Genomic DNA, 25195 nt, shown 5'->3' on the forward strand with positions numbered 1-25195 from the left:
TCCTTCAATTATTACTAAGTATATTGGCATTGATTTCAACTGTCAATTTAAGAGACAACACGGATTCAGTATTTAAATTCACCTTTATTACTCTAAAAACAAGAGAGAAAACTGCGGGATGAATATGATAAGTATCAATGTAAAAATCATAACGATAAAGAATGGAACAACAGCCTTTGACAGAGATTCAATAGATAATCCTGAGATCCCTGAACCGACAAATAAATTAACTCCCAGCGGAGGCGTGATAAATCCTATTGCAAGATTAGCCACCATAATCACACCAAAGTGAACAGGATCATATCCAATGTCTGCCACAATAGGAAGCAGGATAGGAGTTAGAATAATAATGGCTGCAAGTGTGTCCATAAAACAGCCGACAAACAGCAGAAGCAAACTGATCAACATAATAATGACAATCGGATTCTCCGAAATGGACAGCAGAAAGTTGGCGACTTGAGAAGGGATTTGTTCAATGGTCAGGATTCGTCCAAATACAGTAGCTGCCCCAATAATGATCAAAACGGTAGCCGTAGTTAAAGCGGAGTCAGCAAATATTTTGGGGAGGTCTTTTAGTTTAAGTTCCTTATATAAGAAGAATCCTACTACCAAGGCATAGATTACTGCAACGGCAGCTGCTTCAGTAGGAGTAAAGATCCCTCCATAAATTCCCCCTATGATAATAATCGGTATCAGCAGTGCCCATTTAGCTTCTCCTAAGGATTTCAGAAAGCGCTGAGGCGTAAACTTTTCACCTGTGCCTTTATAGCCCATCTTCTTCGAATAGAAATAGGCATAGACCATTAATCCAATAGCCACTATACTACCAGGTAAAATACCCGCAATGAACAACTCGCCTACGGATGCACTTCCAACGATTCCATAGATTACCATTGGGATACTCGGCGGAATAAGAACCCCGATCGAGCCGGCAGCTACGACCAGACCAGTTGCAAATCTTTTGTCATATCCCATTTTCACCATTGAGGGGATCATAATTCCTCCTATCGCCGCCACAGTGGCTGGACCCGATCCGGAAATGGCTGCAAAAAACATACACGTGACAATGGTTGCCATTGCAAAACCACCCGTTCTGTGGCCAACCAGTGTATTAGCTAAGTTAAACAACCGGTTAGAGATCCCTCCCTTACCCATAATTTCTGCAGCTAAGATGAAGAAAGGAACAGCCATAATAGGGAAGGAATCCACAGCCGAAATTAACGTTTGAGTGATATATTCTACAGGCAGCGCATTACTATAAATAAGTACTAGCAGGGAAGCTACCCCAAGTGCAATCCCGATGGGGACACTTACGAGTAACAAGGCCGTTAAACCACCAAATAACAGTGTAGCTGTCATGATCTTCCTCCTCCTGTCATTTCTTGTTCATGGACAAGCACGTGGGTTCTGGTATTAAAATTGGCCACTTTTTCTTCATCCTGATCTTCTTTCCCTTTTAAAGAAGCATACTGGTTAATGAGTTGTTGAATAATTCGAACAGCTGTAATCCCCATACCTACTGGTGTTGCCAGGTAAACAAGCCCCATAGGGAGATGCAAACCTGGAGACATCTGGCCCCACTCTAGAATTTTATAGGCAATCTCTAATCCATAAATGACCACGAAAACAGCAAAAATTAAGAAAATGACATTTGAAATCATTGATAGAATCACTTTACCTCTTTCTTTAAGCAATAACAGCATCACATCCACCTTTATATGTCTCTGTTTTTTAACTCCATAACTAATCCCTATATACACCAGCCATATAAAACAATATCTTCCTAGCTCTTCAGACCACCCTAATGATTCTCCAAATAATCTCATGAAAATCTGCAAGGATATCGCAGCAACCATAATCACTGAAAAGAAAACGAGTAGTGATTCTTCAAAGTGCTCGTCTAACCATTTGATGACTTTCATCTGTTCATCTCCTTTTAATCATAATAGACAATCCATGTCTCCCTAGTTTTTTAACTCTTCCAATGGAAATCCATTTGCATCCTCAAAAACTTGGTTTAATAAATCCTCTCCGACAATGGATTTGTATTTCTCGTAAACAGGTTGAACAGCCTCCACCATTTCCTTCCTTTCTTTCTTAGATAGTTCTGTTACCTTCATTCCTTTTTTTTCTATTAGGTCATAGCCTTCTTCGCTTTCTTCTTTATTGAGCTTTCGCTGATAGTCCCTAGATTCAATAGCAGCATCTGACATAACGGATTTTTGACCCTCCGTCAGTGAATCCCAAAATGGCTTACTGACCATGAAGGCGCTTGCATTATAGACGTGATTCGTTTTCGTTAAGTACTCCTGAACTTCATAAAAGTTAGCCGTCGTCACATTACCAACAGGATTCTCTTGTCCGTCTACCGTTCCTTGTTCAAGCGCTAAATATAATTCTGTATAACTAATAGGTGTGGGATTTGCGCCTAGTTGATTCCATATGGACATATGAAGTCCATTTTCAAGAGTTCGTATATCCAACCCTTGAATATCCTCTACATTGCTGATTTCTTTCTTGTTATTCGTAAGCTGCCTAAACCCGTTCTCCATGTAAGCCAATCCTTTTAGATTTTGGTCTTCTAAATCGTTCAATAGCTGATCGCCCACAGGTCCATCAAGAACTTCGTAAGCGCTTTCTCTATCAGGAAATAAAAAAGGCAGATCGAAAATCTGATATCGTTCAGCAAATTGAGCGATAGGACCTGTAGACATGGTTGTACCTTGAATGGTATCAAGTTGTAACCCTTCCAGCACCTCTCTATCTCCGCCTAGTACACCGTTAGGATAGACTTCTACATTGATTTCTCCATTTGTCTTCTCTTCAACGATTTCCTGAAATTTATAGAGTCCTTTAGTTAAAGATCGATCTTCTGGGGTTACTACAGCCAGTCTCATCGTTTTCTTTTCTTTACCAGCGGCTTCTAACATATTGATATAATATCCGGCCCCCAGAATTGCAAAGACTGCCAATAATCCAATGAGCTTTATTTTCTTCATGATATCCACTCCTTTTTCAGTAGATCGATCTAATAAGATCACGACTTAATTAGATCGATCTAATCGATTGGAACATTTACTTCATTTTAAATGGACTAATTCTATTAATCAATGTATTTTCAGAAAATTCTTTGAATAATTCTTTTAAATTAAAGTAACGCCTTATTTTTTTATAATTTTCTCTTGACTTGTAGGCTTATTAGAAAGCAGAGAACAAGGGCCGGCTTGCAACATATAGCTTCCCCCATCGTGCCCTATCACTTGTTTTGTATAGTCGGCGGTGTGAATTAAAGCCTGCAGGTCAATCCCTGTCTCAATCCCCATTTCATGTAAAAAATGAACAAGATCTTCTGAAGCTATATTCCCTGAGGCACCTGGAGCATAAGGACAGCCTCCCAGCCCAGCGATGGAACTATCAAAATGGATAACTCCTTGCTGCAGAGCACTAAATGTATTCGCAAGCGCCATCCCCCGTGTGTTATGAAAGTGCATCGAAAAAGTAATCGTGGGGAATTCCTGCTTTAGTACTCCTAACGATTCGTACACTTGTTTAGGGTTAGCCATGCCTGTCGTATCAGCAAGTGATATCTCAGTAATGCCCATAGTTTCATACCTTTTTATGATCGGAATCAGTTGTTCAACGTGTACTTTTCCTTCATAAGGACAACCGAAAGCGACAGATAAGGAGCCTCCCACCTTTACATCCTGTTTATGGGCGGTCTCAATAATCGGTTCCAGCTTATTTTGAGCATCTGCGACTTTGGCATTGGCATTGGACATGCTATGGGAATCCGTAGCTGAAAGCATCAGTTTTAATTTTTTAATTCCTGAATCAATTGCTCTTTGAGCCCCTTTTTCATTAGGAACGAGCGCACGAAATTTTAAATCCTCTAAGTCCTGGACCTGACGTACGACTTTCTCTGCGTCCCTTAACTGGGGAATTGCCTGGGGATGGACAAAAGACGTAACTTCCATTGATTGAATCCCTGTTTTCGCTAGCTCCCGAATGATGTTCACTTTAGCGTCTGTTGGAATCCATTCTCTTTCAGCCTGGAAGCCATCACGCGGTGCTACTTCACACATAACTGCTTTAGAAGGTAATACTAGATTCTGTGCATTCATTAGATAATCCCCTTTTCTTGTAATTGAGTGACCTCTTCTTTAGACAGCCCTAAGGTTTCACTATAGATTTCCTCATTGTGCTCTCCAAGATCAGGAGCACGGTGGCGAATAGTGCCTGGGGTTTTTGAGAATTTAGGAACCACGCCTGGCACCTTTACTTTCCCTAAACGAGGATGCTCCACTTCAACGATATTTTCACGAGCTTTATAGTGAGGGTCCTCGAAGATATCTTCTATGGTGTAAATCGGGCTTACCGGCACCCCGTAAGAGTCCAGAAGTTCTGATAATTCTTTCTGGGTATGCTTTCTAATCCAGTTGGATACAATCTCCTGGACTTCATCATCATGCTTCAACCGTTCAGAATTGGAATAATACCGCTCATCTTCTAACATATCCATTCGATCCATCGCCTCAGCCAATCGGTTGAAAGTTGAATCGGTACTTGTGACGAGAACGACAAACTTACCGTCTTTTGTTGCGTACGTACCTGCGGGGCTTGAATGTCCTGACAGTCCAGGACTGCGATCCCGTACTTTTCCGTTCTGGTCATATTCCGCTACTAAGAACTCAAGCATACGGAAAATCGATTCATAAAGCCCCATCTCTACGATCTGCCCTTCTCCTTCTTCATTAACATCACGATTATATAAAGCGCTTACTGTAGCTAATGCAACATAGACGCCGGTTATATAATCTAATAAAGAATACGACGGGCTGACAGGCGGACGGTCCGGGTAACCCTGAATGGATGTGTGTCCGCTGAATGCTGTCCCAGGCGTTCCAAAACCTGCTTTTTCTCTGTAAGGTCCGGTCTGTCCATAGCCAGAAACTCTCGACATGATCAAATCAGGATTCACCTTTTTTAATTCTTCATAGCTCAGTCCCCATTTCTCCATTGTTCCAGGGCGGAAGTTTTCGACTAATACATCGTGCTGGGCGATTAACTTTTTAAAGAGCTTTTTTCCTTCCTCTGTGCGGATATCCAGGGTGATCGATTTCTTGTTACGTGCCAGCCCTGGCCATCTTAAGCCTTCTTCTCCTTTCCACGGACCTACTGTTCTTAACGTATCCCCTTTACCGGGTAACTCGATTTTGGTTACATCAGCTCCAAAGTCAGCTAAGAGTGTAGCTCCAAATGGGGCAGCGATCATTGTCGATATATCTAAGATTTTCACTCCAGTTAATGGACCAAATTTAGGTGTAGTCATAGTTATTCTCCTTTTATTAGATCGATCTAATTTGAGATAAAAAAATAATCCCTTCTTACCTGTAAGCTTTGCACCACCGCCAGCATGACTAGCAGCGGTGTCTCCTACAAAGCAGCTCTATGGAGCGCCTTTATATTTCTTCGTAAGCTCGATGACGTCTTTTAATTCTTTTAAAGGGATTTGTCCGGGAGCCGAGCTTTTTTCTCCTACTGCAAAAGTGATACTCGACCCAAAAACCCAGCCGAACATTCTCGTAATGATCCCTAAACCACCCATAGAAATAGTAATTAAAGGGGTACCCATCGAACTTCTGGCTTTCTCTGTGACCATGAGCAATTGCAGAACATCACTGTTGCTTTGAGGCATTACAGCGAGCTTAGCGTAATCCGCCTTATAAAATTCAGCCTGATGAAGGGCTTTAAGTAAAACAGAATCTTCGGGAGTGTGATTAAAATTGTGATACGACAAAATCAACTTTGTCCCGTTCTGTTGTGTTGCTGATCTTAACTGCTGAATATATTGCTCAGAATTAGCTACCTCATAATCAATGAATTCTACAAAGGGAGTTCGGCTGACTTCCTTTAAAATCTCTATTTTCTCATCCTCACGTAAAGAAAGCGGCTGCCCTCCCTCTTTCTCACTGCGAATCGTAAACAACAGAGGGATATCAGCTAAGAGATCAGCTGTCTTTTCAAGGACCGTTTCTACTTGGCCGATATTCTGTATTTCTTTAAAATAATCAGCACGCCATTCTATGATATCAGGCTCTTGAGGAACAATCATACGTACTTCATTGATAATTTCTTCTACGGTTTCCCCTACTAATGGTGTACAGACGTTTGGTTCCACTTTCTTCATCGTCTTCTCCCCCTTTCAATTCCTGTAACCTAATTTCGCTGAGATCACTGAGGCCGACTCTTTAACCAACTGCTGATAATCTACAATCTTATCTTGAGAGAATCTCATGGCAGGACCTGAAATGGAGAGACACGCCTTTACCTTTCCATTTATATTGAATATAGGAGCAGCAACAGCAGACGTCCCCTCACCTCGCTCATCAATACTGCAACATACCTTTTCAACCCTGATTGTTCTTAATTCTTCTTCAAGCTCAGGTTTATCGACAATAGTAAGCAGCTCATTGATAAAATTCTGTTCTTGAAAAGCTAATAAAGCTTTCCCTCCCGCTCCAGCCCATAACGGAAGCTTTTGCCCGATTTTAACAGAGTGACGCACAGACCTGAGCCCCTCCGCCTGTTCCAGACATACCCGGTAGATATCATCGATATTATAAAGATTTACAGTTTCCTTTGTGTGATCTCTAACCTCATCCATAATCGGTTTAGCAATTAATCTGGTTTCTATTGATTTCCCTGCTAAGTATCCTAAATAATAAACTTTCATTCCAAGCTTATATTTCAGCGTTTGCTGATCTTTTTCTATGATGCTGTTTTGTTCTAATGTGCTTAGTAGTCTACTCGTGGTCGATTTAGCCAATTCTATTTCTGATGCAATCTCGGTTAGACTAAGCTCAGATTGGTCTTCATTAAAACAATTGAGAATATCAAGCGCTCTTTGAACCGTTCGCAGACCTTGTTCACTTTTGGCATTCGTCATATGTTTACTCAACCTTCTTTTGTTCCATCTATCGGAATTTAGTTTTATTTAACGGAACTAAATTCATTTTAAACATAATTTTTTCATTATTCAACCCTTGAATGGTCAATTTTTTGAAAATTTCTATTAATACAAAAGGGGGAAAAGAAATAACAAAAGGGAAAAACTAGTTTTTCCTTTTGGTCCACAATCGGTCATCTTTCCTTAAAAATAAAAGAAATGACGCGGCCTCCCCTCTGCTAGGAAACCGCGCCATTCCGGCACTTTGTATGGATGATTCCGATTGGGCTCGAACCAACGACCTCCACCCTGTCAAGGTGGCGCTCTCCCAGCTGAGCTACGGAATCATATATGTAACGTAAAACGTTCGTAAATTTTGTTACGAACAAATAATAATATACAATGAGATTTAAATATTGTCAACGATTCCTATTACATTTTTTATTTTTTAGCGTATTTTGTCGAATAAAACGGAATAATAAGGGAACGCGTATCTCTTCCACTTTTTCCTGAATAATATGATAAAATAAAGGTGGTACGTTTATGAAGCCTGTGATACGGGAATTTTTGTAGTAATCGTTGTTGTTAGGAGGAGCTTTGTGGGACGTAAAGGTAAGTTTCAAAATTTTACAATTTCTAGTCAGTATTTAAATGAGGATATGACAATTAAGGTGTATACGCCTGAGAATTACTCACCTCTTTATAAATATCATTTCTGTATTATGCAAGATGGTGATGATTACTTCCAAATGGGGCGTGCAGCGACGCTGAGTGATAAGCTTCATTCGGATCGCGAAATTGAAAATACCATCTTCATTGGTATTCATTATAATGATAAATATGATCGTCAGGATAAATATCACCCTGATGGAAAGAAACAAGGGGATTATGTAAATTTCCTTGTTCGTGAAGTTGTTCCTTTATTAGATGAGGAACTTCCAGGCTTTAGTATAGGAAAAGGCCGCACGCTCGTTGGCGATTCACTTGCTGGAACGCTGGCATTAATGACAGCGGCTAGATTTCCTAATATTTTTGGCAATGTCATCATGCAGAGTCCTTATATTGATGAACACGTCCTTGAGTACATTCAATCAATTAATGATTTATCAAATTTAACCATTTACCATACGATTGGAAATCAAGAGACTGATGTGAAGACGACAGATGCGGCTCGAAAGAACTTTCTAAAGCCTAATCTTGAGTTACGTCAATACTTAGATAAGCAGCCCCTTTCCTATGTGTTCTACGAATTGGAGGGGGACCACACGTGGGGATCCTGGCAAAAGGATTTTCCTAATGCGTTGAAAACGATGTTTGCGAAAGAAGATTAAGGAGGGTTTCAGCAAATGAAATACGGAATTGCAGCATTTCCATCAAAAAAAATTCAGGACGAAGCGAATTCTTATCGGAAGCGTTACGACCCACACTACGCCTTGATTCCACCACACATCACCTTGAAAGAGCCGTTCGAAGCCGATGAAGATAAAATTGAGAGCAAAATTATTCCTGAGTTAAAGAGAGTTGCTAAAGAAACGACGCCTTTTAATATTCATATTCAAAAGGTTAGTTCTTTTACACCAGTCACTAACACCATCTATTTAAAAGTGGAGCCGTCTGAGGAGATCTCTTCAATTAATGAACGACTGCATACTGATCATTTACCAGATAATAAGCAGTACTCCTTTGTGCCTCATATTACAATTGCTCAAAAGCTTTCTGATGAAGAGTATTCTGATGTATACGGTACGTTAAGCATGTTGAAGTTCAATATTGAAGATAAAATTGATCGTTTCCAACTGCTTTATCAGCTTGAGAACGGAGCATGGAGCGTTTATGAAACGTTCCGCTTTGGAGAATAGGCTGATATGGCTGTAAATTTACGCACCGTGACGAATGAACTGGAAAAACGAGATGCTTTTACTGTACGTGAGGAAGTTTTTATAAAAGAGCAAAATGTAGCTGTAGAAGATGAGCACGACGAATATGATGAGACTGCGACCCACATTGTGGGTTATATTGACGGAAAACCTTTAATCGCCGCTCGTCTGCGCTTTGTAGGAGATTACGGAAAGTTTGAGCGCATATGTGTAGCCAAATCACACCGTGGTCAGTCGCTCGGCAAACAAGTCATTCAGTACATGGAGATGGTCACACGTGACGGCGGCTATCAGAAATCGAAACTAAATGCTCAAACGCATGCGGAAGGTTTTTATAAAAGCTTAGGCTATGAAACTGTCTCCGAAGAGTTCATGGACGCGGGTATTCCTCATGTAACAATGACAAAATCATTATAATCCTTACACAACCTGCCTGAATTCGGGCAGGTTTTTTGTATAAAATGCCCCGGTCTCGTCCACAATGCTGAAGAATACGTTTTGGCGGGGATGGGGATATTATGGATTTTATGAGAATAGCTATTGAATCCTTTTTTGGATTCGGCGCCTTATTTGTATTAACAAAGTTCTTGGGGAAATCACAAATTACCCAAATTACAGCGTTTGACTTTATTGCAGCGTTAGTACTAGGAGAATTAGTCGGTAATGCCTTATATGATAAAGAAGTGGGAATCGCTCAAATTGCATTTGCTGTTTTTTTATGGGGCATACTCATTTATGTTACTGAAATTATTACTGAGAAGTTTAAGGGATCACGAAAAGCATTAGAAGGCTCTCCTTCTGTCATTATTGATCACGGGCAGATCATTCGCGAACAAATGAAGAAAAATAAACTAGACATTAATCAGCTGCAGCACTTGCTTCGTTCAAAAGATATTTTTTCTATTCAAGACGTCCTTTTTGCCGTATTAGAGACAGATGGAACCATTTCTGTTATGAAAAAAACGGCCGCTGACACACCGACTCTTCAAGATTTAAACCTCCCTCTCACGCGTAAAGGGCTTCCTCGACTGCTCGTTAGCGATGGGGAAATTCTTTGGGATAATCTAAAAGAAATCGGCCTTGATAAAAAATGGCTGGAAGCCGAACTTCATACACAGGACTTCCGCGAAGTTAAAGATGTATTAATAGCAGAGTATACGCCAGGCGAACAACTTTTTGTAATGGGTTATGAACAGCCTACCCGATAAAATGTCCAGCAGAAATCACTTACCTTGTAGGTGATTTTTTTTCGTTTAATGAGACCCGTTAAGTAAGCGGTCACTGCTGTACGGTATAATAACCATTGAGACAATTGGGGAGCGTGAACCTCAAATTCAGCGCACATTTTTGCCACTATCGCTTCGTGAGTCATGGCTTCTTCTAAATTTGCTTCTACCCAGTGTAATAAACGTTCATGGTAGTCAATATTTGCTTGGACAGTAGCTTTAAAGTCTCTTTCATAAGTTCCATGGCCCGGCAGTCCTCCGGAACATGAAAGATTAAGCAGCTTTTTTAAGCTTTCTATTGTTTCATGAGCATCTGTGATGTAAGGGATTTTATGTTTTTTTAATTGGTCAACACTAAAATAAGCGTCAGCTGCATATAACGTATCGTTAATCACTAAAGATAACTGGTTATAACTATGACCAGGGGTTGAAATACTTTTTATAGGCAGCGTACCTATTGTAAACTCCCCTTCTTCAACGAGTTCGTCCACTTTCATAGCTGGGCCTTCTAAAAACTTATTGCGCAGTTCGGGAAGAGGATCGTTTCCACCGAATAGATACAAAGGTTCTAACGGTGGATTTTGTAAAATGGCAGCTTCAAACGGTGTAGCAAGTGTATGTAGATCGTAGTTGTCCTGCAAATAAGCAGCCCCTCCATAATGGTCAGCATGGGCGTGGCTGATAAAAAGGTGAGTTAAAGGAAGCTCCCTTTTACGAAGCTCCTTTTCTACCTTCTTCACAGATGAGCGATCAATCCCTGTGTCAATGAGCAGCCCTGTTATGCCATCCGTTACGTAACCTATGTTTACTGCGCTTTCGTAATAATAACATTGTTCATTAATTTGATGGAATGACATAAATTATCTCCTATTTCTTTAAATGGATTCACTGAAACGCTGACCTTTCCCTGTGACTTCTGAATAAACTTTTTCTTTTAGAAGATGTGAACGTTTCTTTTCATTATTATAGTAAAATTTTTTAGATGTATGAAGTTCATGCCGGAGATCGTTGGAATCTTTTCGATGTGGTTCTCTAGGGGTATAGTTTTCCTTCAGCCGGTGGTCCAGTGTTACTTTAAACACAGGGTCGAGCATAAACGGTGACCGTTCCTCGGAAGTAACTCTCTGGTGATAATCCTGGTATTGATAATGCTGGATTGGCAGAATATATCCCATGTTCTCTCCTCCTTGCTATTATGCTTACCCTTTTTCTTCTCCCATTATTCCCCTTTTCGTTGGCTCCATTCGTAGATAATTGATTGAATGCCTGCTACTGCCAGGATAAGAATGAACAGTTCACTATACGGTACATATAGATGAAGAAAAACAACAAACAGCGATGCCCAAACCCCAACACACCATTGACAGCTAACTAATTCTCCAATAATTCCTTTAGGTTCCAGCCACTCTTCTTTTCCTTCTTGAACAATTTTATAAAAAGGCGCACGCAACGGCTCAAAAATAACATCCTGTACAATTAGTTTTGTGATGCGAAATGTGGCAAAAACAATTAAAAACAACTCCAGCCCTGTCACCATAAATTCAGCCTCCTTTTATTAAAAGAAAACGGTCACTACGAGGTAGTGACCGGGGGGATTAAATCCAAGAAAATCCACCGTGAGAACTTGATTCATCGTCGTGCTTTCGTTTTTTATGGTGACGGTCAGAGCTGCTTGATTCATCATCAAACCACCCGCCAAAAAACGGGTCACGATGTTTGCGATCTTTCCGATCGTCTTTGTGGTGGTCTTTGTGATGGTCTTTGCGCTCATCTCTATGATCATCTTTACCATGTTTGCGGTGTTTATCATCTGAATCAATAAAAACGTTGTCGGCTTTTATTACTAAATCTTTTACATAAATCACTTTCTTTTCCCGCTTCTTTTCAGACATTCGTTTCATCTCCTTATTAATAGTCATTGATACTGTATGGTTTATTTCCCTAATTGGTATGGTCAATGGCCTAGAGCATAATCATTAGCCTACGATTTTGCACAAAAGAGACAAATGCCCACACCCGAATCTATGAACGACATATTCTATTAAAGACATTACGTCAATACGTATCGAGAGGGGCAAACGAAAATGAGCTGTGGCAAACATCATGATTCAGGTAATTGTGTTTGTGACATTTTAAGTGAGATCGTTGCAGCACAAAATGATGTACTATCCGATTGCAACACCAGCTGTGAGCAGTCGATTGGAGATTTGCTTGGTGACACAGGAGGTTCAGGTCGTGACACGGTCCCTGTATTGCTTTACTGCAAAGGGAATTGCAAACCATTTAAGGGATTTGGTGCTCGTCGTGATTCCATCAAAGACATTAAAGCAAGCTTTTATTTCCGTGTAAAAGATGTGGATAAAGACTGCTGTGCAACACTTGAACTTCTTCGGGACCCAGAAGACAAGTGCGACGATCCAAGTTCACCAGTTGAGCAAAAAACAGGTCATCTAAAAGCTACTGGCATTTGCATTTCCGTCGACTTAGACTGCTTCTGCCATGTGACTTGCTTACCAGCAATTACAGCATTATCCTAAGTACATGAAAAAACCGCGCAACAGGCGCGGTTTTTTTGCGTTTAAAAACCAAGCAACCGAATCGATTGAATATCTTTAAATGGAACTTCTTGTTGAAAGGGCTTTTGAAAAGTTTTCATATAAACTATTCCATCTTCGTACTTCTGAACATAGCCTTTCCATGTATCCTCAGCTGTGGTCACTTCGCACTTCATCTTTGGAAGCTGACTTGGCAGCTGAACAAAATAGTTCACTTTCTCTTCCAGCGACATGTCCCGAAAGCGTTGACGCCGATCTTTACGTGAACTAAAAGTTAAATCGGCTTCTGGCTTATCCGCTGGCTCACTTGGAGGCGCTTCTTCTGTAGTTGTTCCTCCCTCCCCATTGATAATGGATTGGTTTCGTGCTCGTAATTCATTTTCTTGTAAGGATGGTTTAATAGTGGTGGATTGACTGCGAAAACTTGTTTGCATAGAAACTTCGGCGGGTTGCAGATTAGGCTGGGTAATGTAAAGAATCGGTGGTTTTGCCATTTGCTTTTTATTCGCCACGTTCATCTCTCCTTTTCAATTCATCATTCTATGTATATGCGCCGAAAAGTTTTCATGTGCCCAATTTTAAAGGACAAGTGAGAAAGAAATCTTTAGCCAGATTAACAAACACCCGTTTAAATCCACAAAAAAACGCCCTGACTTTAATGTCAGGACGGTTTCTACTGTGAATTAATAAGCAACTGTGCTGAAACCAGAGTCTACGTGTATAATTTCTCCCGTTACTCCACGAGACAAGTCGCTCATTAAGAAGTAAGCTGTGTCGCCTACCTCTTCTTGAGTAATTGGTCGGCGTAGCGGTGCACGTTCTTCGATCACCTGATGGATTTTATTAAAGTCCCCGACACCTTTGGCAGAAAGTGTACGAAGCGGTCCTGCAGAAATGGCGTTCACACGGATCGCATGCTTCCCTAAGTCGTTAGCTAAGTAACGAACACTAGCGTCAAGGCTCGCTTTAGCTACACCCATAACGTTATAGTTTTCCACTACTTTTTCCCCGCCCAGATAGGTAAGAGTCACAATTCCGCCGCCTTCGGACATAATCGGCTGAACCGCTCTTGCTACAGCTGTCAAGGAGTATGAGCTGATGTTGTGAGCTGTCAGGAACCCATCACGGCTCGTGTTTAAATACTCGCCTTTTAGTTCATCACGATTAGCAAATGCGATACAGTGAGCAAGACCGTGGACGACGCCTACATCTTTTTGAATGTTTTCGAATGTTTGGATAATCGCTTCATCATTCGTTACATCACATTCATAGAAAAGAGATTCAGGGCCTTCCAGTGTCGCTGCCAAGTCGCGCACGGATTTTTCAAAGCGTTCCGCTGCATATGTGAAAATCAAGCGCGCCCCCGCTTTGTTTAGAGATTGTGCAATCCCCCATGCAATGCTTCGTTTGTTCGCTACGCCCATAACGACGTACGTACGACCTTCTAGTGAAAAATTACTCATTTCAAAATCCTCCTCGAGGTGATTTCATTAGTATTATGATTTGTTATTAGTACCTGCTCCTATTTTATTATATCACTTGCAAAAATACAAACGCTATAGGAGTAAACTCATAAACGCCGTCGCCAGTCCGAAATAAATCAGAATGGATATTAAATCATTTATCGTCGTTATAAAAGGACCGGATGCTACAGCTGGGTCAATATTAAAGCGGTGCATGACAAGAGGTACAAGAGCCCCTGCCAGGGTCGCCACAATTAAGGTAATCATAATCGACAGCCCTACAAGTAATCCTAAGTAAAGATTATTCTGCCAAATAAAAACGATTAAAAAGATAAGAACCCCGCAAGAAATCCCGGTTATTAAACCGGTACCCGCTTCTCTGAAAACAATCTTTGACTTTCCTTGTTTGTAAGTCTCACCAGTTGCAATCCCGCGAACAGCAACGGCTAACGCCTGTGTTCCGGTATTTCCTGCCATTCCGGCAATTAAAGGAATAAAGATTGCCAGGATTGCGACTTGATCCAGTGTTTCTTCAAATCTGCCGATAAGACTAGCCGTTAAGCTTCCCAGGAACAAAAGAATGACAAGCCATGGAAGACGCTTTTTAGCCGAGGTAAATGCTCGATCATCAGGGCCGTCCACATCTGAGATGGCTGCTAATTTAGAGTAGTCATCACTCGCCTCCTCTTCCATAACATCCATAATGTCATCCACGGTAATGATCCCTAGGAGATGATGTTGGAAATCAACGACCGGTAAAGCAAGAAAGTCATAATCTCTCATCATTCGTGCAATTTCTTCCTGGTCTTCCGCTACTGATACAGAGACGACTCGCTCACTCATCACATCTGAGATCACCCAGTCTTCTTCTGAAATAATTAAATCACGTAAGGATATAACGCCTACGAGTCGTTTATCTTCATCAATAACATATGTGTAGTAAATCGTCTCTGCATCAGGAGCTTCCTTTCTTAAATGAAGCATGGCTTCCCGAATCGTCATTCCTGCTTTGACAACCACAAATTCAGTCGTCATGATCGATCCAGCCGTTTTTTCTTCATAGTGAAGCAAATCTTTAATCTCTTCAGCTGAATCGTCATCCATAATCGTTAAAAAGCTGGCAACCTTATTCTTATCCAACTCATTTAAAATATCAACCGCATCATCGGTAGACATTTCAGCAAACACTTGGGCTGCAAATCTGGGATCCATTTCCGTAAAAAACGGCTCAATTTCATCATAGTCAATATGTTCCATTACGTCGGCGACTTCTTCAGGAGACAAATAAGTATAGATCTGCAATCGGACGTCATCTTCTACCTCTTCAAATATTTTTGCCTGGTCGTAAGGATGCAAATCAAGAAATTCGGCACGGAACTGATCAATTTGTTCATTAAAAAGAGCGTCTTCAATCGTTTTCCAGACGTCCATACGTTCATCATCCTCTAAATGCTCCATACTTATCCCTCCCCACTTTTATTCTTTTAGTAAATGTTTAACACTGCCTGCTTATTAATAAAAATTAGCATATTGAAGTACACTTATAATTATAAAGGCAACCAATCAAATTGCTCAAATGTAAAAAAATTCGAACACCAACCAATCCAAAAAAGCAGCACGGCACGATTATATCATTAAACCTGCGTTTTTTTCTTTATTTTCTGGGTACCAGGTACACCATAGGTGCTTTTCGGTACCTGGTACACTTTTAAAAGGGGTTATCTTTATGAAAGTTGATGTTATTGGGGATGTACACGGATGCTTATATGAATTAAAAAATTTATTTTCAGAGCTTGGATACGAGTGGAGAAATGAAATGCCTCATCATCCTGACGGGCGTATTCCGGTTTTCGTAGGCGACCTTACTGACCGGGGGCCTTCGTCAGTTGAAACCATCCGCTTCGTTTACAAACTTGTAATGAGAGAAAGCTCTGCAAAGTATGTGCCAGGGAATCATTGCAATAAGTTGTACCGCTACTTTAAAGGAAATCCTGTACAGGAAAAGCACGGACTTGAAACGACAGCTGCCGAATTAAAAAGCTTAAAAAAAGAAGAGCAGAAACAGGTGAAACAGGAGTTTATTGAACTTTATGAATCCTCTCCTTTATATATTGAAATACCTGAAGTCCATGCAGTTATTGCTCATGCCGGTATACGTGAGGAAGACATCGGTAATGTAAATAAACGGATCAGAACCTTCGTTCTTTATGGAGATATTACAGGTGAACAATTACCAGATGGCCGGCCCGAAAGAAGAGATTGGGCCCAGCATTATAAGGGAGAGCGGTGGATAGTTTATGGACATACCCCTGTATTTGAGCCTCGCTTCGTTAATAAAACCGTCAACATCGACACTGGCTGTGTCTTTGGCAATAAACTCACAGCTTTCCGCCTGCCCGAAGAAACAACCGTCAGCGTCCCCTCCACGATGCCATTAGTAGAAGAAAAGTTTAATTAATATCGGTACCAGGTACACCATTATTCTTTTTCGGTACCTGGTACATAGATAAAAAAGAAAAAAAGCAGGGACCTTATGCCTGCTTTTTGTCATTTGTATTTTTTCCAGGTTGAAGGTGGATCTGAGGTGAAGCGGATCCATTTCCTTGTCCATGGATGGCGCAGCGTAAGTTCATGACAATGCAGTCCTTGGTGATCCAATGCTGCTGTCTCTTCTCCTCCGTACAATGTATCTCCTGCCAACGGGTAGCCGACCGATGCCATATGGACTCGGATTTGATGAGTCCGTCCTGTGTGCAGCTTGCATTCCACCCGAGTGTACCGTCTTCCTTTTTGCAGTATTTTATACTCTGTAACTGCATGCTTACCTTCTGGGTGCACCTCACGCTCAATAATGGAATTTGTTTTACGCCGGATTGCTGCCTCAACGGTACCTTTTTCTCCTTGTTTCAACTTCATTCTTCCTTCGAGCAGTGCAGTGTACTTTCGTTCCACCTCTTTACGATTAGCAGTTAAAACGGAATGGCTGTACTTATGCTTGGCCACAAGCATTAGTCCTGAAGTGTAACGGTCGAGCCGCGTCACGATATGAACTGTATACGGAAGCCCCTTGGTATCATAGTAATAAATCAATCCTTGAGCTAAGCTTCCAAAAGGGTGGTTCGGACGCGGAGACACTTCAATCCCTGAGGGTTTATGAAGCACAATAATATCTTCATCTTCGTAAATGATCGATAACGAGACCGGTTCACCAACCAACACCGACCCCCGTTCCTCTTTAGGAAAAATAATCGAAAGCCGATCCCCTTTTTGTAAATATTTCCAGTGGGGAGCACTCACGCCATTGACTTGAATGACAGCTTCCCGTTTTACGTGCTTGTACAACTGAGCGGAAAAATTCGCACGATTTCTTAAAAAAGCCTTCATACCAATGGATTCTTGAATCAGCCAGGATTTAATCAACGGTTTACATGGAATGTTCATCTGCTACAAATGAGTCGTGCACTCTACTCCAGAATGGAAATGGGCGGAAACGTGCAAAACGAACCCGTTCTTTCGCTACCCGGCACTGAATCGATTTTACATCTTTATAGGTTTTTGTGATGTGGTCTATTGTAATAAGGAAGCTCTTATCATTTTTCGGTTTTAACAAGCACGTGTGATGGCCAGGTAAAATAAGAGGAGAACCGATTGTACGGAACACGCGGTTATTAATAGACGCCATCTCAGTAATCTGAATCGCTTCAAGCGAAGGATGTAAAATCGCCCCCCCTAAAGCTTTATTGTAAGCTGTGCTTCCTGAAGGAGTAGAAATACAAAGGCCATCACCTCTAAAGGTTTCGAAATGATCGCCTTTAATTTCAATATCAAGCACAACTGATCCTTCAGAAGTTTTAATCGCACACTCATTTAAAGCTAAATGACGATCCTCCGTCCCACCGCTATTAGGACGAATGATCACTTCAAGAAGCGGATATTCCACCACTTGAAACGGGGTCCGGGCGATTTCAATAATCAGCTTTTCCAACTCATCCGGTGTCCAGTCTGCATAGAAACCTAAATGGCCGGTATGAACACCGATAAAAGCAGTCTTATCCAAACGGTGAACATAGGTATGAAATGCTTCTAAAAGCGTTCCGTCGCCACCAACTGAAATCGCTAAGTCCGGTTCCTCTTCGTCATATTCAAGTTTAAATTCAGTTAAGTAATTTTTAATTTTTGTGCGTATCTCGTTGGATTTTTTATCACCCTTTGAGAGGATCGAAAATTTCATACCGTCAGCTCCCTTCTGGTTTTTTCATTTGTTTTTCATTAAAAATCTTTTGTGCCTCTTGGATTTCACTTTTTATTTTGGACATTTCCTCGTCTAATTGAAAAGCAGCTTCAGCCGCCCGTTTCAGCCTGGATTTCACTTCACTTGGAATCTGTCCTGCATATTTATAATTTAATGAATGCTCATTTGTTGCCCAGAAATTCATAGCTAACGTACGAATTTGAATTTCAGCCAGAACTCTTTTTTCACCATGAATGGTTTCTACAGGATATCTAATAATTACGTGAAACGACCGATAACCGCTGTCTTTTTTTCGTGAGATGTAGTCCTTTTCCTCGACAATATCAAAGTCATGGCGGTTCTTGAGCATATCGACCACAGAATATATATCATCGACAAATTGACAAACGACACGAACGCCGGCAATGTCCTGCACTTCATCTTCAATATTTTCTGGATTAATCCCTTTTCGTCTAGCTTTTTCAATAATACTCGATTTAGGTTTCACTCGACCTGTTACAAATTCGATCGGTGATTGATCACGCTCATATTCAAATTGTTGCCTCATTCCTTTTAATTTAACCTTTAATTCTTCCACCACTTGAGCATAGGGTGCTATAAATATCTCCCAATTCATGCGCGTTGAGCACCACCTTTATGTATCCTACAGTCTAGCATGGTTGAGCTGTTTGACTCATCCATATTGTATCATAATTACCAGTCCAAACTAGAATCAAACATGACGGGAATGGTTAATCTTTGCAATTTGCAATACATATAAATCATAATAAATAATAAAGAGGTGAAGTACAAATGGCCCAAGAAATAGAAATTGAATTTAAAAACCTACTGACCGAAGAAGAATATGTAAGGCTCTATGACGACTTATCTTTTGAATCAGTTGAACTTATAGAACAAACCAACTATTATTTTGAAACTGAAGACTTTAAGCTGAAACAATTGGGAGCGGCTTTGCGCATTCGCAGAAAAAAAGACACGTGGACGCTGACGTTAAAGCAGCCTCATACTGATGGCCTACTGGAAACACACGATGTGCTCACACAAGAAGATGTAAACCAATGGATGATCAGCCGACCTGTCTCAGCGGAACATGTTGAAACACAACTGCGCGAACTTGGTGTGTCCATTAATGAACTTAAATACATGGGTTCTCTTATGACCCGCAGAAAAGAACGGGAGTATAAGAACACAACGGTAGTCCTTGATCACAGCTTTTATTTTGAAAAAAGTGATTATGAACTTGAGCTCGAAGCCCATTCTAAAGAAACAGGTCTGAAAGTTTTCCGCGAACTGCTCGATCATTATCATATTCCTGAGAGAAAAACCGATAATAAGATCAAGAGGTTCTTTAATGCGAAGCCGCAATCAGATTAGTTGCCGTTCTTGTTGTCCGTTGCTAAAATAAATAAACAGACAGGAAGGGATTTTATGCAACCTACACCAGGCACTATTTATGAAGCTATTGGAGAAGAAAAATTAAACGAACTTGTTGATCACTTTTATAATTATGTAAGCCGGCATCCTGATCTCATCCCTATTTTTCCGGATGACCTGACGGAAACAAGACGCAAACAAAAGCAATTTCTTACTCAATTTTTCGGTGGACCCCCCCTGTATATTCAAGAGCACGGACATCCGATGCTTCGGGCACGCCACCTCCCCTTTACAATTACACCAACCCGTCGTGACGCTTGGCTTACTTGTATGGACCAGGCTTTGACGGATGCGGAAATTGAAGAACCTTATCGTACAGCAATGCTAGACCGCTTAACGATGACAGCTAACCACATGATGAACACACCAGAGGACGAGGAGAAAGGAGAATCGATGTGAGTTGGAAAAGCTTAAACAGCTCAAGCGAGCAACAAGGTACATCCACTGGTTTTTTTGATTTATTAAAAAGGCCAATCGAGATGTATGTATTCGTGGATCCACTTTGCCCAGATTGTTGGTCACTCGAACCGATCTTGAAAAAGCTTACCATCGAATATGGACGATTCTTTTCTATTCGCCCGATCATTAGTGGAAACTTGGCTTCCCTGCAAAACTGTGATTCCGATCGACCAGAGAAGCTGAAAAAAGTGTGGGATAAAACAGGATCCCGCACAGGAATGTGCTGCGATGGAGATGTGTGGATTGAAAACCCCGTATCCTCTCCTCTAGTTACGGCACTAGCTGTTAAAGCAGCCGAGCTTCAAGGAAAGAAAGCAGGCATGCGGTTTCTTCGCAAAGTCCAGGAATATGTCTTCTTAGAGAAAAAGAACATTTCTGACGAAGGTGTCTTGCTGGAATGTGCGAAGAAAAGTCGTCTCGATGTTCATGAATTTGAGAAGGATTTACATTCCGAATCCGCCAGAAAAGCATTACAATGCGATATTAAATTAACGCGTGAAATGGACGTTGATTCATCCCCTTCTATGGTCGTTTTCAACGAATCTGATGAAGAAGCAGGTCTTAAGATTACCGGCATTTATTCATATGATGTTTATGTAAAAGTATTAAAAGAAATGTTACAAAAAGATCCTAAACCAGCTCAGAAGCCCCTGCTTGAAGATTTCTTAAGCCACTACCGCTTCGTCGCGACTAAAGAAATCGCTGTAGTTTATGACTGGACAGAGCAGCAAGCCAAGAAAGAAATGAAGAAACTAGTGTTAAAGCAAAAAGCACGTGAAATCCCAGTAAAACACGGCACATTCTGGGAGTATATGAGTGGCCAATAATGAACGATCCATGGTAAGCTGCAACGCTTGCCATGGATTTTTTATGTCTTTCATAATCCTGTCCTTTTTGAATAAAATGATTATGATTACGAACGAAGAAAGGGGTACTCTCTTTATGAAGACCTGGTTATTGATTCTATATCTTATTATATTTCTTGCCATTTGCTTTTTTCATTTATTTGCTTTAATGCGCCTATACCCTCTTTATATTACTACGCCTCTTCTCGTGCTCTCTTTTTATTTTCTCCTTCATCTCTTTTTTCACAAAAAAAAGTTCCGCGGGTTCTCTTAACGACACCTGCGGAACTTTTTCAACTTTTATTTTAATAATTCTTCCATTTCGTTCAACTTCTGTTCAAAAACGTCCAATGCTTCATAAACAGGATCTTTAGAAGTCATGTCTACTCCAGCCTGCTTCAATACTTCAATTGGATAATCACTGCTTCCCGCCTTTAAAAAGCTCATATAGCGTTCAACAGCAGGTTCACCCTCTGTTAAAATTTGTTCGGCAAGTGTGGTTGCTGCCGCATAGCCTGTAGAATATTGATACACATAGTATCCCATATAAAAGTGAGGAATACGTGCCCACTCAAGGCCGATTTCGTCATCAATCACAAGCTCTTCGCCAAAATATTTCTTATTCAGATCATAATAGATTTGAGTCAGTTTATCCGCAGTGAGCGCTTCGCCGTTCTGGGCTTGAATATGAATTTCATGTTCAAATTCAGCGAACATCGTTTGACGAAATACAGTGCCGCGGAATCCTTCTAAAAAGTTATTTAAAAGATAGAGCTTTTCTTTTTTATCATTTGTGTTTTTCAACATGTAATCATTCAGGAGTGCTTCGTTACACGTAGAGGCAACCTCTGCTACAAAAATGGAATAATTACCATAACGGTAAGGTTGATTCTCATGCGTATAGTAACTGTGCAATGAGTGACCAAGCTCGTGAGCAAGGGTAAACAAATTGTTTACATCATCCTGCCAGTTCATCAATATAAATGGGTTTGTTCCATAATGACCGGAGGAGTACGCCCCACTGCGTTTGCCTTTATTTTCTTCAACATCAATCCAACGGTTTTTAAAGCCTTCCTTCACCGTGTTAACGTAACTATCTCCAAGCGGCTTTAAGCCATTAACTACAAGGTCCTGCGCTTCTTCATAAGACACTTTCATTTCAGCATCTTTAATCAAAGGGGTGTACATATCATACATATGAAGGTCATCGAGCTCAAGCACTTTCTTCCTAAGTTCCACATAGCGATGCAGTAGAGGCAGACGCTCGTTCACCGCTTCAATTAAGTTATCATATACTTCTTCTGGAATATTGTTACGATCGAGTGCTGCTTCCCTCGCTCGTTCATAATGTTTCACTGTAGCAAAATAATTATTTTTCTTCACATTTCCACTCAGGGTGGAGGCAAACGTGTTTTTAAACTGGCCAAACGTATCATACATGGCCTGGAATGCATTTTTACGCACTTCACGATCTTCTGACTTAAGAAATCCAACATAACGTCCGTGTGTTAAATCTACTTCTTCACCTTCCTCATTTTTAATAGAAGGGAACGTTAAGTCCGCATTGTTCAAAGCTCCAAACGTTTGCGATGGATTCGAAGCTACCTCAGAAAATCCTGCGAGCAAACGCTCTTCATTCTCACTAAGAACATGGTCTTTACGGCGAGTGATTTCTTTTAAGGCGTGCTTGTACAGTTCTAAATCCTTATTCTCATTTATAAACTGGTCTACTGTTCCTTCAGGAAGAGCGAGGATTTCCGGAGTGATAAAACTCATAGATGACGCTACTTTTGTATATAGACTTTCTGCTTTTGCATTCATTTCCTGATAATAAGAGTTCGTCGTGTCTTGATCATTTCTCATATGCGCATACGTAAATAACAAACCAATTCGGTGAGAGATTTCATCTTGCAGTTTCAACAAATTAAAAAGCTGTTCAGAAGACTCCCCGAGACTGCCTTTATACTGTTCAATTTCAGGAATAACTTCTTTTACCTGCTCAAATTCTTTATACCATTTCTCATCAGTTTCGAATATTGATTCTAAATCCCATGTTCTTTCTTTAGGTATTTCTTCTCGTTTTGGTAACTGCTTGGTCGATGACATACAAATCCTCCTCAAAAATAATTCGTCACACTAAATATTTCTAGGTCCTGACCGTAATTCCTGCTCCTCGTTATATATTATTATGGCGTTTAAGTTCATTTACTACTCTTCGATCTTCAGCAATCGCCTGGTCAATGTTACCGTGAAAACAAATGTTCCGTTTCTTCACCCATTCTTGCTGCCTTGTACGATGAACATATCCTAATTGCTGCAGCAGTTCCAGGTACTCGTCATAAAGTAAACTGCTTCGGCTGTTAACGGCGGTCTGGATTGATCTTTTTGGAAAAGTAATCACGTCCCCGATTGCTCTGGGCATATAATGTTGAAGAATGAATTTTGTTTGCCACACATAAGGTGCTTCACCTAGAAATAATTGGCTTCTTACAGGCAGATAGCAAACGCTGGGTATAAGTGAAAAGTGATGTCCCTTTAAATAAAGTAATTGCCTCCATTGACTTTCTATAGATCCTACACGTTTTCGATAGTGAGTACGAAACTGATACAGTTGCTTCTCCCACATCGAATACAAGGGGGAAAAAGAAGTTAAAGAGGGTTTAAATAGTTGAGGGAAACGTATAGCTTGTAAAGGGGATGTTTGAAAGAAAGCAAAAGAAGAACGAACCGAAGTACTGTTTAACTGATGAACGGTGGTCATAGCGTGTGCATTTACGTCTAAAAAATACATGCAGTACTGCTTTTGAAAAAAATACACCATAGACTTATGAAACTGCTCATGCTGAACTAAATATATTCCTTTTTGATTTAATTGATTTCTTCCTAAGATCCATAGTGGAAAAATGCCAGCCTTCCGAAATCCTGCGGTGCGCTTTAATACCTCGCCCGATGGAATAGTTGCACATTGAAACTCAATTGCTATTCTTTTTTTGTTGTGTTTGAGAAGCAAATCGGGTCGCTGTTGGATTTCAGGCAGAAAAGCCTCTACTTCAATTTGATACCCCTGCCCGTGTAACCATTGATATAACAACCGCTTACCAGCTTCATGATATACACTTTCCCCACGATTAATTTCACACGTACTTGTAGGAAAATGCGCAAAGTGAGGAGTTATTTTTTGACCAGCACGGATCATGAGGTTTTCTTTGCATACGGGGCAAAAAAAGGATGAATTTTTCCTTACTTTTTCTAATGTGGATAATGAATAGTGATAAAGAGATGTAAGCTTGCCGTTTTCATCGTAAGCATGGAACATAGAGCACCCCCCTCTATGTATTATGATTCGACAATCTACTCACAAACCCTCTTTTTATCTACAAAAAAAAGCACACTCCAAGTGTGAGTGCGCTCTTACTTATCAGCTGGAAAAAAATCTTTCACCTGAGTCAATGCTTGTTCAGCAAAAATCGTTTTTCCATACTCCTGCAGACGATAAACCGTCACAGACGACTCATGTCCAAATTCCATTAACTGACTTAAAATATTTTCTTGTTCATCATCACTCATATTTTCATCATTGAACTGAATATATAAATAATAGGCACCTTCAAAGTGATACAACGCGTGATCAATTTGATCTGACTTGTTATCCATATAGTGACTCAATTGGATCACATCTTCAAATTCTTGAAAACGTAATGTGAAATTGAGTGGAGCCAGTGCTTCTTGTTCATTCACTGTTTCTTCATCTTGTTCGTTTACTGCTTCGTCTGAATCTGAATGCCCTAATTTATCTTCAAGTAAATGTTCTAAATTCTCGTCTACAGGTACATCAATTGATTTACCCTCATCACTTGGGAGTTCGAGCTTTTGCCCGTCTTGGGAAACCTGCGCTTTAGTAACGATCACTTCTAGGCCTTTGTCCATTGCTTGAACCTGGATCCAGAGCGGTCCGTCGGCTTGAAAGTTTTCCTGATCATTCACTTCATCCATCATTTCCCAGAATAGCTGTTCACTTCTTTCGCGATTGTACCAAATCTCTTCGCGGTCAAATCCCAGCTGTTCCACATCATGATAAGAAACGTAAAACTTAACAGTGTTTTCATTTATGCGTTCGATTTCCATTTCTCTCTCTCCC

At 40.6% G+C, this 25195-nt stretch carries 30 protein-coding genes and 1 tRNA gene; 10 read left to right on the plus strand and 21 right to left on the minus strand.

What is annotated here, in order from left to right:
- Positions 1-87: 87 nt before the first annotated feature.
- The 8 genes from ACGTNH_RS13850 to ACGTNH_RS13885 form a co-directional block, all read right to left on the minus strand.
- The gene (locus ACGTNH_RS13850; RefSeq protein WP_394587467.1) at positions 88-1359 is read right to left on the minus strand and encodes a TRAP transporter large permease; all 1272 of its coding nucleotides are present in this window, start codon (positions 1357-1359) and stop codon (positions 88-90) included.
- Positions 1356-1922: a TRAP transporter small permease gene (locus ACGTNH_RS13855; protein WP_394587468.1), complete on the minus strand. Its 567-nt coding sequence runs from the start codon at positions 1920-1922 to the stop codon at positions 1356-1358. Before ACGTNH_RS13855 ends, ACGTNH_RS13850 begins: the two co-directional genes overlap by 4 nt.
- Before the next feature lie 42 nt (positions 1923-1964).
- Complete coding sequence (locus tag ACGTNH_RS13860) at positions 1965-2999, minus strand: TRAP transporter substrate-binding protein (protein WP_394587469.1); 1035 nt, start codon at positions 2997-2999, stop codon at positions 1965-1967.
- 162 nt (positions 3000-3161) lie between these two features.
- Positions 3162-4121, minus strand: a complete 960-nt coding sequence (locus ACGTNH_RS13865; protein WP_394587470.1) for a hydroxymethylglutaryl-CoA lyase — start codon at positions 4119-4121, stop codon at positions 3162-3164.
- Complete coding sequence (locus ACGTNH_RS13870; protein WP_394587471.1) at positions 4121-5329, minus strand: CaiB/BaiF CoA transferase family protein; 1209 nt, start codon at positions 5327-5329, stop codon at positions 4121-4123. Before ACGTNH_RS13870 ends, ACGTNH_RS13865 begins: the two co-directional genes overlap by 1 nt.
- 117 nt (positions 5330-5446) lie before the next feature.
- Positions 5447-6187, minus strand: coding sequence for a type I 3-dehydroquinate dehydratase (gene aroD, locus ACGTNH_RS13875; RefSeq protein WP_394587472.1), 741 nt, complete (start codon positions 6185-6187; stop codon positions 5447-5449).
- Between the two features lie 15 nt (positions 6188-6202).
- Positions 6203-6946, minus strand: a complete 744-nt coding sequence (locus ACGTNH_RS13880) for an IclR family transcriptional regulator (RefSeq protein WP_394587473.1) — start codon at positions 6944-6946, stop codon at positions 6203-6205.
- 274 nt (positions 6947-7220) lie between these two features.
- Positions 7221-7293, minus strand: a tRNA-Val gene (locus ACGTNH_RS13885).
- Between the two features lie 252 nt (positions 7294-7545).
- Between ACGTNH_RS13885 and ACGTNH_RS13890 the strand changes: the two genes are divergently transcribed.
- The 4 genes from ACGTNH_RS13890 to ACGTNH_RS13905 all read left to right on the plus strand — a co-directional run bounded on the left by ACGTNH_RS13890 (position 7546) and on the right by ACGTNH_RS13905 (position 10031).
- Positions 7546-8277, plus strand: a complete 732-nt coding sequence (locus tag ACGTNH_RS13890; protein ID WP_394587474.1) for an alpha/beta hydrolase — start codon at positions 7546-7548, stop codon at positions 8275-8277.
- Positions 8278-8292: 15 nt separating this feature from the next.
- A complete protein-coding gene (locus ACGTNH_RS13895) occupies positions 8293-8805 on the plus strand; it encodes a YjcG family protein (RefSeq protein WP_394587475.1) in 513 nt (170 codons plus the stop codon).
- A 6-nt stretch (positions 8806-8811) separates the two neighbouring features.
- Positions 8812-9240: a GNAT family N-acetyltransferase gene (locus ACGTNH_RS13900; protein ID WP_394587476.1), complete on the plus strand. Its 429-nt coding sequence runs from the start codon at positions 8812-8814 to the stop codon at positions 9238-9240.
- 101 nt (positions 9241-9341) lie between these two features.
- A complete protein-coding gene (locus tag ACGTNH_RS13905; RefSeq protein WP_394587477.1) occupies positions 9342-10031 on the plus strand; it encodes a DUF421 domain-containing protein in 690 nt (229 codons plus the stop codon).
- Here the strand turns inward: ACGTNH_RS13905 and ACGTNH_RS13910 are convergent.
- From ACGTNH_RS13910 to ACGTNH_RS13925, 4 genes are read right to left on the minus strand one after another with little or no spacing between them, the layout of a single operon-like run.
- Positions 10010-10906 (minus strand): MBL fold metallo-hydrolase, encoded by an 897-nt coding sequence (locus ACGTNH_RS13910; protein ID WP_394587478.1) that lies wholly within the window; start codon positions 10904-10906, stop codon positions 10010-10012. The two genes, ACGTNH_RS13905 and ACGTNH_RS13910, sit on opposite strands and share 22 nt — an antisense overlap.
- 18 nt (positions 10907-10924) lie before the next feature.
- The gene (locus ACGTNH_RS13915) at positions 10925-11224 is read right to left on the minus strand and encodes a hypothetical protein (RefSeq protein ID WP_394587480.1); all 300 of its coding nucleotides are present in this window, start codon (positions 11222-11224) and stop codon (positions 10925-10927) included.
- Positions 11225-11268: 44 nt separating this feature from the next.
- Positions 11269-11586: a DUF1360 domain-containing protein gene (locus ACGTNH_RS13920; RefSeq protein ID WP_394587481.1), complete on the minus strand. Its 318-nt coding sequence runs from the start codon at positions 11584-11586 to the stop codon at positions 11269-11271.
- A gap of 58 nt (positions 11587-11644) precedes the next feature.
- A complete protein-coding gene (locus ACGTNH_RS13925) occupies positions 11645-11941 on the minus strand; it encodes a hypothetical protein (protein WP_394587482.1) in 297 nt (98 codons plus the stop codon).
- Positions 11942-12133: 192 nt separating this feature from the next.
- Between ACGTNH_RS13925 and ACGTNH_RS13930 the strand changes: the two genes are divergently transcribed.
- Positions 12134-12586: a CotY/CotZ family spore coat protein gene (locus ACGTNH_RS13930; RefSeq protein ID WP_394587483.1), complete on the plus strand. Its 453-nt coding sequence runs from the start codon at positions 12134-12136 to the stop codon at positions 12584-12586.
- Positions 12587-12627: 41 nt separating this feature from the next.
- On the opposite strand, the gene ACGTNH_RS13935 is transcribed toward ACGTNH_RS13930, so the two are convergent.
- From ACGTNH_RS13935 to mgtE, 3 genes are all read right to left on the minus strand, one after another.
- Positions 12628-13116, minus strand: coding sequence for a CotO family spore coat protein (locus tag ACGTNH_RS13935; protein ID WP_394587484.1), 489 nt, complete (start codon positions 13114-13116; stop codon positions 12628-12630).
- A 171-nt stretch (positions 13117-13287) separates the two neighbouring features.
- Entirely contained in the window at positions 13288-14067 is a 780-nt protein-coding gene (gene fabI / locus ACGTNH_RS13940) for an enoyl-ACP reductase FabI (protein ID WP_188376570.1), read from the minus strand.
- 93 nt (positions 14068-14160) lie between these two features.
- Complete coding sequence (gene mgtE / locus ACGTNH_RS13945) at positions 14161-15525, minus strand: magnesium transporter (protein ID WP_394587485.1); 1365 nt, start codon at positions 15523-15525, stop codon at positions 14161-14163.
- 268 nt (positions 15526-15793) lie between these two features.
- Between mgtE and prpE the strand changes: the two genes are divergently transcribed.
- Positions 15794-16525: a bis(5'-nucleosyl)-tetraphosphatase PrpE gene (gene prpE / locus ACGTNH_RS13950; protein ID WP_394587486.1), complete on the plus strand. Its 732-nt coding sequence runs from the start codon at positions 15794-15796 to the stop codon at positions 16523-16525.
- An 89-nt stretch (positions 16526-16614) separates the two neighbouring features.
- Here prpE and ACGTNH_RS13955 read toward each other — a convergent pair whose 3' ends face one another.
- The 3 genes from ACGTNH_RS13955 to yjbM are packed head-to-tail and all read right to left on the minus strand — an operon-like array spanning position 16615 to position 18935.
- Entirely contained in the window at positions 16615-17451 is an 837-nt protein-coding gene (locus tag ACGTNH_RS13955; protein ID WP_394587487.1) for an RluA family pseudouridine synthase, read from the minus strand.
- A gap of 40 nt (positions 17452-17491) precedes the next feature.
- On the minus strand, positions 17492-18298 hold the full coding sequence (locus tag ACGTNH_RS13960) for an NAD kinase (protein ID WP_394587488.1): 807 nt from the start codon (positions 18296-18298) through the stop codon (positions 17492-17494).
- Between the two features lie 4 nt (positions 18299-18302).
- A complete protein-coding gene (gene yjbM / locus ACGTNH_RS13965; protein ID WP_394587489.1) occupies positions 18303-18935 on the minus strand; it encodes a GTP diphosphokinase in 633 nt (210 codons plus the stop codon).
- 176 nt (positions 18936-19111) lie between these two features.
- On the opposite strand from yjbM, the gene ACGTNH_RS13970 reads away from it, so the two are divergent.
- The 4 genes from ACGTNH_RS13970 (at position 19112) to ACGTNH_RS21170 (ending at position 21331) form a co-directional block, all read left to right on the plus strand.
- Positions 19112-19693 carry a CYTH domain-containing protein gene (locus ACGTNH_RS13970; protein WP_394587491.1) on the plus strand — a complete coding sequence of 194 codons (582 nt, stop codon included), beginning with the start codon at positions 19112-19114 and terminating at the stop codon, positions 19691-19693.
- Between the two features lie 54 nt (positions 19694-19747).
- Positions 19748-20152 carry a globin domain-containing protein gene (locus ACGTNH_RS13975; RefSeq protein WP_394587492.1) on the plus strand — a complete coding sequence of 135 codons (405 nt, stop codon included), beginning with the start codon at positions 19748-19750 and terminating at the stop codon, positions 20150-20152.
- A complete protein-coding gene (locus ACGTNH_RS13980; RefSeq protein WP_394587493.1) occupies positions 20149-21039 on the plus strand; it encodes a ClpXP adapter SpxH family protein in 891 nt (296 codons plus the stop codon). Before ACGTNH_RS13975 ends, ACGTNH_RS13980 begins: the two co-directional genes overlap by 4 nt.
- 115 nt (positions 21040-21154) lie before the next feature.
- Positions 21155-21331, plus strand: a complete 177-nt coding sequence (locus tag ACGTNH_RS21170) for a hypothetical protein (protein WP_507161311.1) — start codon at positions 21155-21157, stop codon at positions 21329-21331.
- Between the two features lie 26 nt (positions 21332-21357).
- Here the strand turns inward: ACGTNH_RS21170 and pepF are convergent, their stop codons facing one another.
- The 3 genes from pepF to mecA form a co-directional block, all read right to left on the minus strand.
- Positions 21358-23163: an oligoendopeptidase F gene (gene pepF / locus ACGTNH_RS13985; protein WP_394587494.1), complete on the minus strand. Its 1806-nt coding sequence runs from the start codon at positions 23161-23163 to the stop codon at positions 21358-21360.
- Positions 23164-23233: 70 nt separating this feature from the next.
- On the minus strand, positions 23234-24373 hold the full coding sequence (locus tag ACGTNH_RS13990) for a competence protein CoiA (RefSeq protein WP_394587495.1): 1140 nt from the start codon (positions 24371-24373) through the stop codon (positions 23234-23236).
- 95 nt (positions 24374-24468) lie between these two features.
- The gene (mecA, locus tag ACGTNH_RS13995) at positions 24469-25182 is read right to left on the minus strand and encodes an adaptor protein MecA (RefSeq protein WP_394587496.1); all 714 of its coding nucleotides are present in this window, start codon (positions 25180-25182) and stop codon (positions 24469-24471) included.
- Positions 25183-25195 lie beyond the last annotated feature (13 nt).

Source organism: Halobacillus sp. B23F22_1, from assembly GCF_043497005.1.
Taxonomy (GTDB): Bacteria; Bacillota; Bacilli; order Bacillales; family Halobacillaceae; genus Halobacillus_A.

Coding starts and splice junctions, on each gene's coding strand:
- ACGTNH_RS13975 (WP_394587492.1), top strand. CDS start 19,748: ATGCAACCTACACCAGGCACTATTTATGAAGCTATTGGAGAAGAAAAA.
- ACGTNH_RS13925 (WP_394587482.1), bottom strand. CDS start 11,941: ATGTCTGAAAAGAAGCGGGAAAAGAAAGTGATTTATGTAAAAGATTTA.
- ACGTNH_RS13870 (WP_394587471.1), bottom strand. CDS start 5,329: ATGACTACACCTAAATTTGGTCCATTAACTGGAGTGAAAATCTTAGAT.
- ACGTNH_RS13895 (WP_394587475.1), top strand. CDS start 8,293: ATGAAATACGGAATTGCAGCATTTCCATCAAAAAAAATTCAGGACGAA.
- fabI (WP_188376570.1), bottom strand. CDS start 14,067: ATGAGTAATTTTTCACTAGAAGGTCGTACGTACGTCGTTATGGGCGTA.
- ACGTNH_RS13970 (WP_394587491.1), top strand. CDS start 19,112: ATGGCCCAAGAAATAGAAATTGAATTTAAAAACCTACTGACCGAAGAA.
- mgtE (WP_394587485.1), bottom strand. CDS start 15,525: ATGGAGCATTTAGAGGATGATGAACGTATGGACGTCTGGAAAACGATT.
- ACGTNH_RS13960 (WP_394587488.1), bottom strand. CDS start 18,298: ATGAAATTTTCGATCCTCTCAAAGGGTGATAAAAAATCCAACGAGATA.
- ACGTNH_RS13920 (WP_394587481.1), bottom strand. CDS start 11,586: ATGGTGACAGGGCTGGAGTTGTTTTTAATTGTTTTTGCCACATTTCGC.
- prpE (WP_394587486.1), top strand. CDS start 15,794: ATGAAAGTTGATGTTATTGGGGATGTACACGGATGCTTATATGAATTA.
- ACGTNH_RS13900 (WP_394587476.1), top strand. CDS start 8,812: ATGGCTGTAAATTTACGCACCGTGACGAATGAACTGGAAAAACGAGAT.
- ACGTNH_RS13905 (WP_394587477.1), top strand. CDS start 9,342: ATGGATTTTATGAGAATAGCTATTGAATCCTTTTTTGGATTCGGCGCC.
- ACGTNH_RS21170 (WP_507161311.1), top strand. CDS start 21,155: ATGAAGACCTGGTTATTGATTCTATATCTTATTATATTTCTTGCCATT.
- ACGTNH_RS13915 (WP_394587480.1), bottom strand. CDS start 11,224: ATGGGATATATTCTGCCAATCCAGCATTATCAATACCAGGATTATCAC.
- ACGTNH_RS13990 (WP_394587495.1), bottom strand. CDS start 24,373: ATGTTCCATGCTTACGATGAAAACGGCAAGCTTACATCTCTTTATCAC.
- ACGTNH_RS13865 (WP_394587470.1), bottom strand. CDS start 4,121: ATGAATGCACAGAATCTAGTATTACCTTCTAAAGCAGTTATGTGTGAA.
- ACGTNH_RS13855 (WP_394587468.1), bottom strand. CDS start 1,922: ATGAAAGTCATCAAATGGTTAGACGAGCACTTTGAAGAATCACTACTC.
- pepF (WP_394587494.1), bottom strand. CDS start 23,163: ATGTCATCGACCAAGCAGTTACCAAAACGAGAAGAAATACCTAAAGAA.
- mecA (WP_394587496.1), bottom strand. CDS start 25,182: ATGGAAATCGAACGCATAAATGAAAACACTGTTAAGTTTTACGTTTCT.
- ACGTNH_RS13850 (WP_394587467.1), bottom strand. CDS start 1,359: ATGACAGCTACACTGTTATTTGGTGGTTTAACGGCCTTGTTACTCGTA.
- ACGTNH_RS13860 (WP_394587469.1), bottom strand. CDS start 2,999: ATGAAGAAAATAAAGCTCATTGGATTATTGGCAGTCTTTGCAATTCTG.
- ACGTNH_RS13955 (WP_394587487.1), bottom strand. CDS start 17,451: ATGAAGGCTTTTTTAAGAAATCGTGCGAATTTTTCCGCTCAGTTGTAC.
- ACGTNH_RS13880 (WP_394587473.1), bottom strand. CDS start 6,946: ATGACGAATGCCAAAAGTGAACAAGGTCTGCGAACGGTTCAAAGAGCG.
- aroD (WP_394587472.1), bottom strand. CDS start 6,187: ATGAAGAAAGTGGAACCAAACGTCTGTACACCATTAGTAGGGGAAACC.
- ACGTNH_RS13910 (WP_394587478.1), bottom strand. CDS start 10,906: ATGTCATTCCATCAAATTAATGAACAATGTTATTATTACGAAAGCGCA.
- ACGTNH_RS13930 (WP_394587483.1), top strand. CDS start 12,134: ATGAGCTGTGGCAAACATCATGATTCAGGTAATTGTGTTTGTGACATT.
- yjbM (WP_394587489.1), bottom strand. CDS start 18,935: ATGAATTGGGAGATATTTATAGCACCCTATGCTCAAGTGGTGGAAGAA.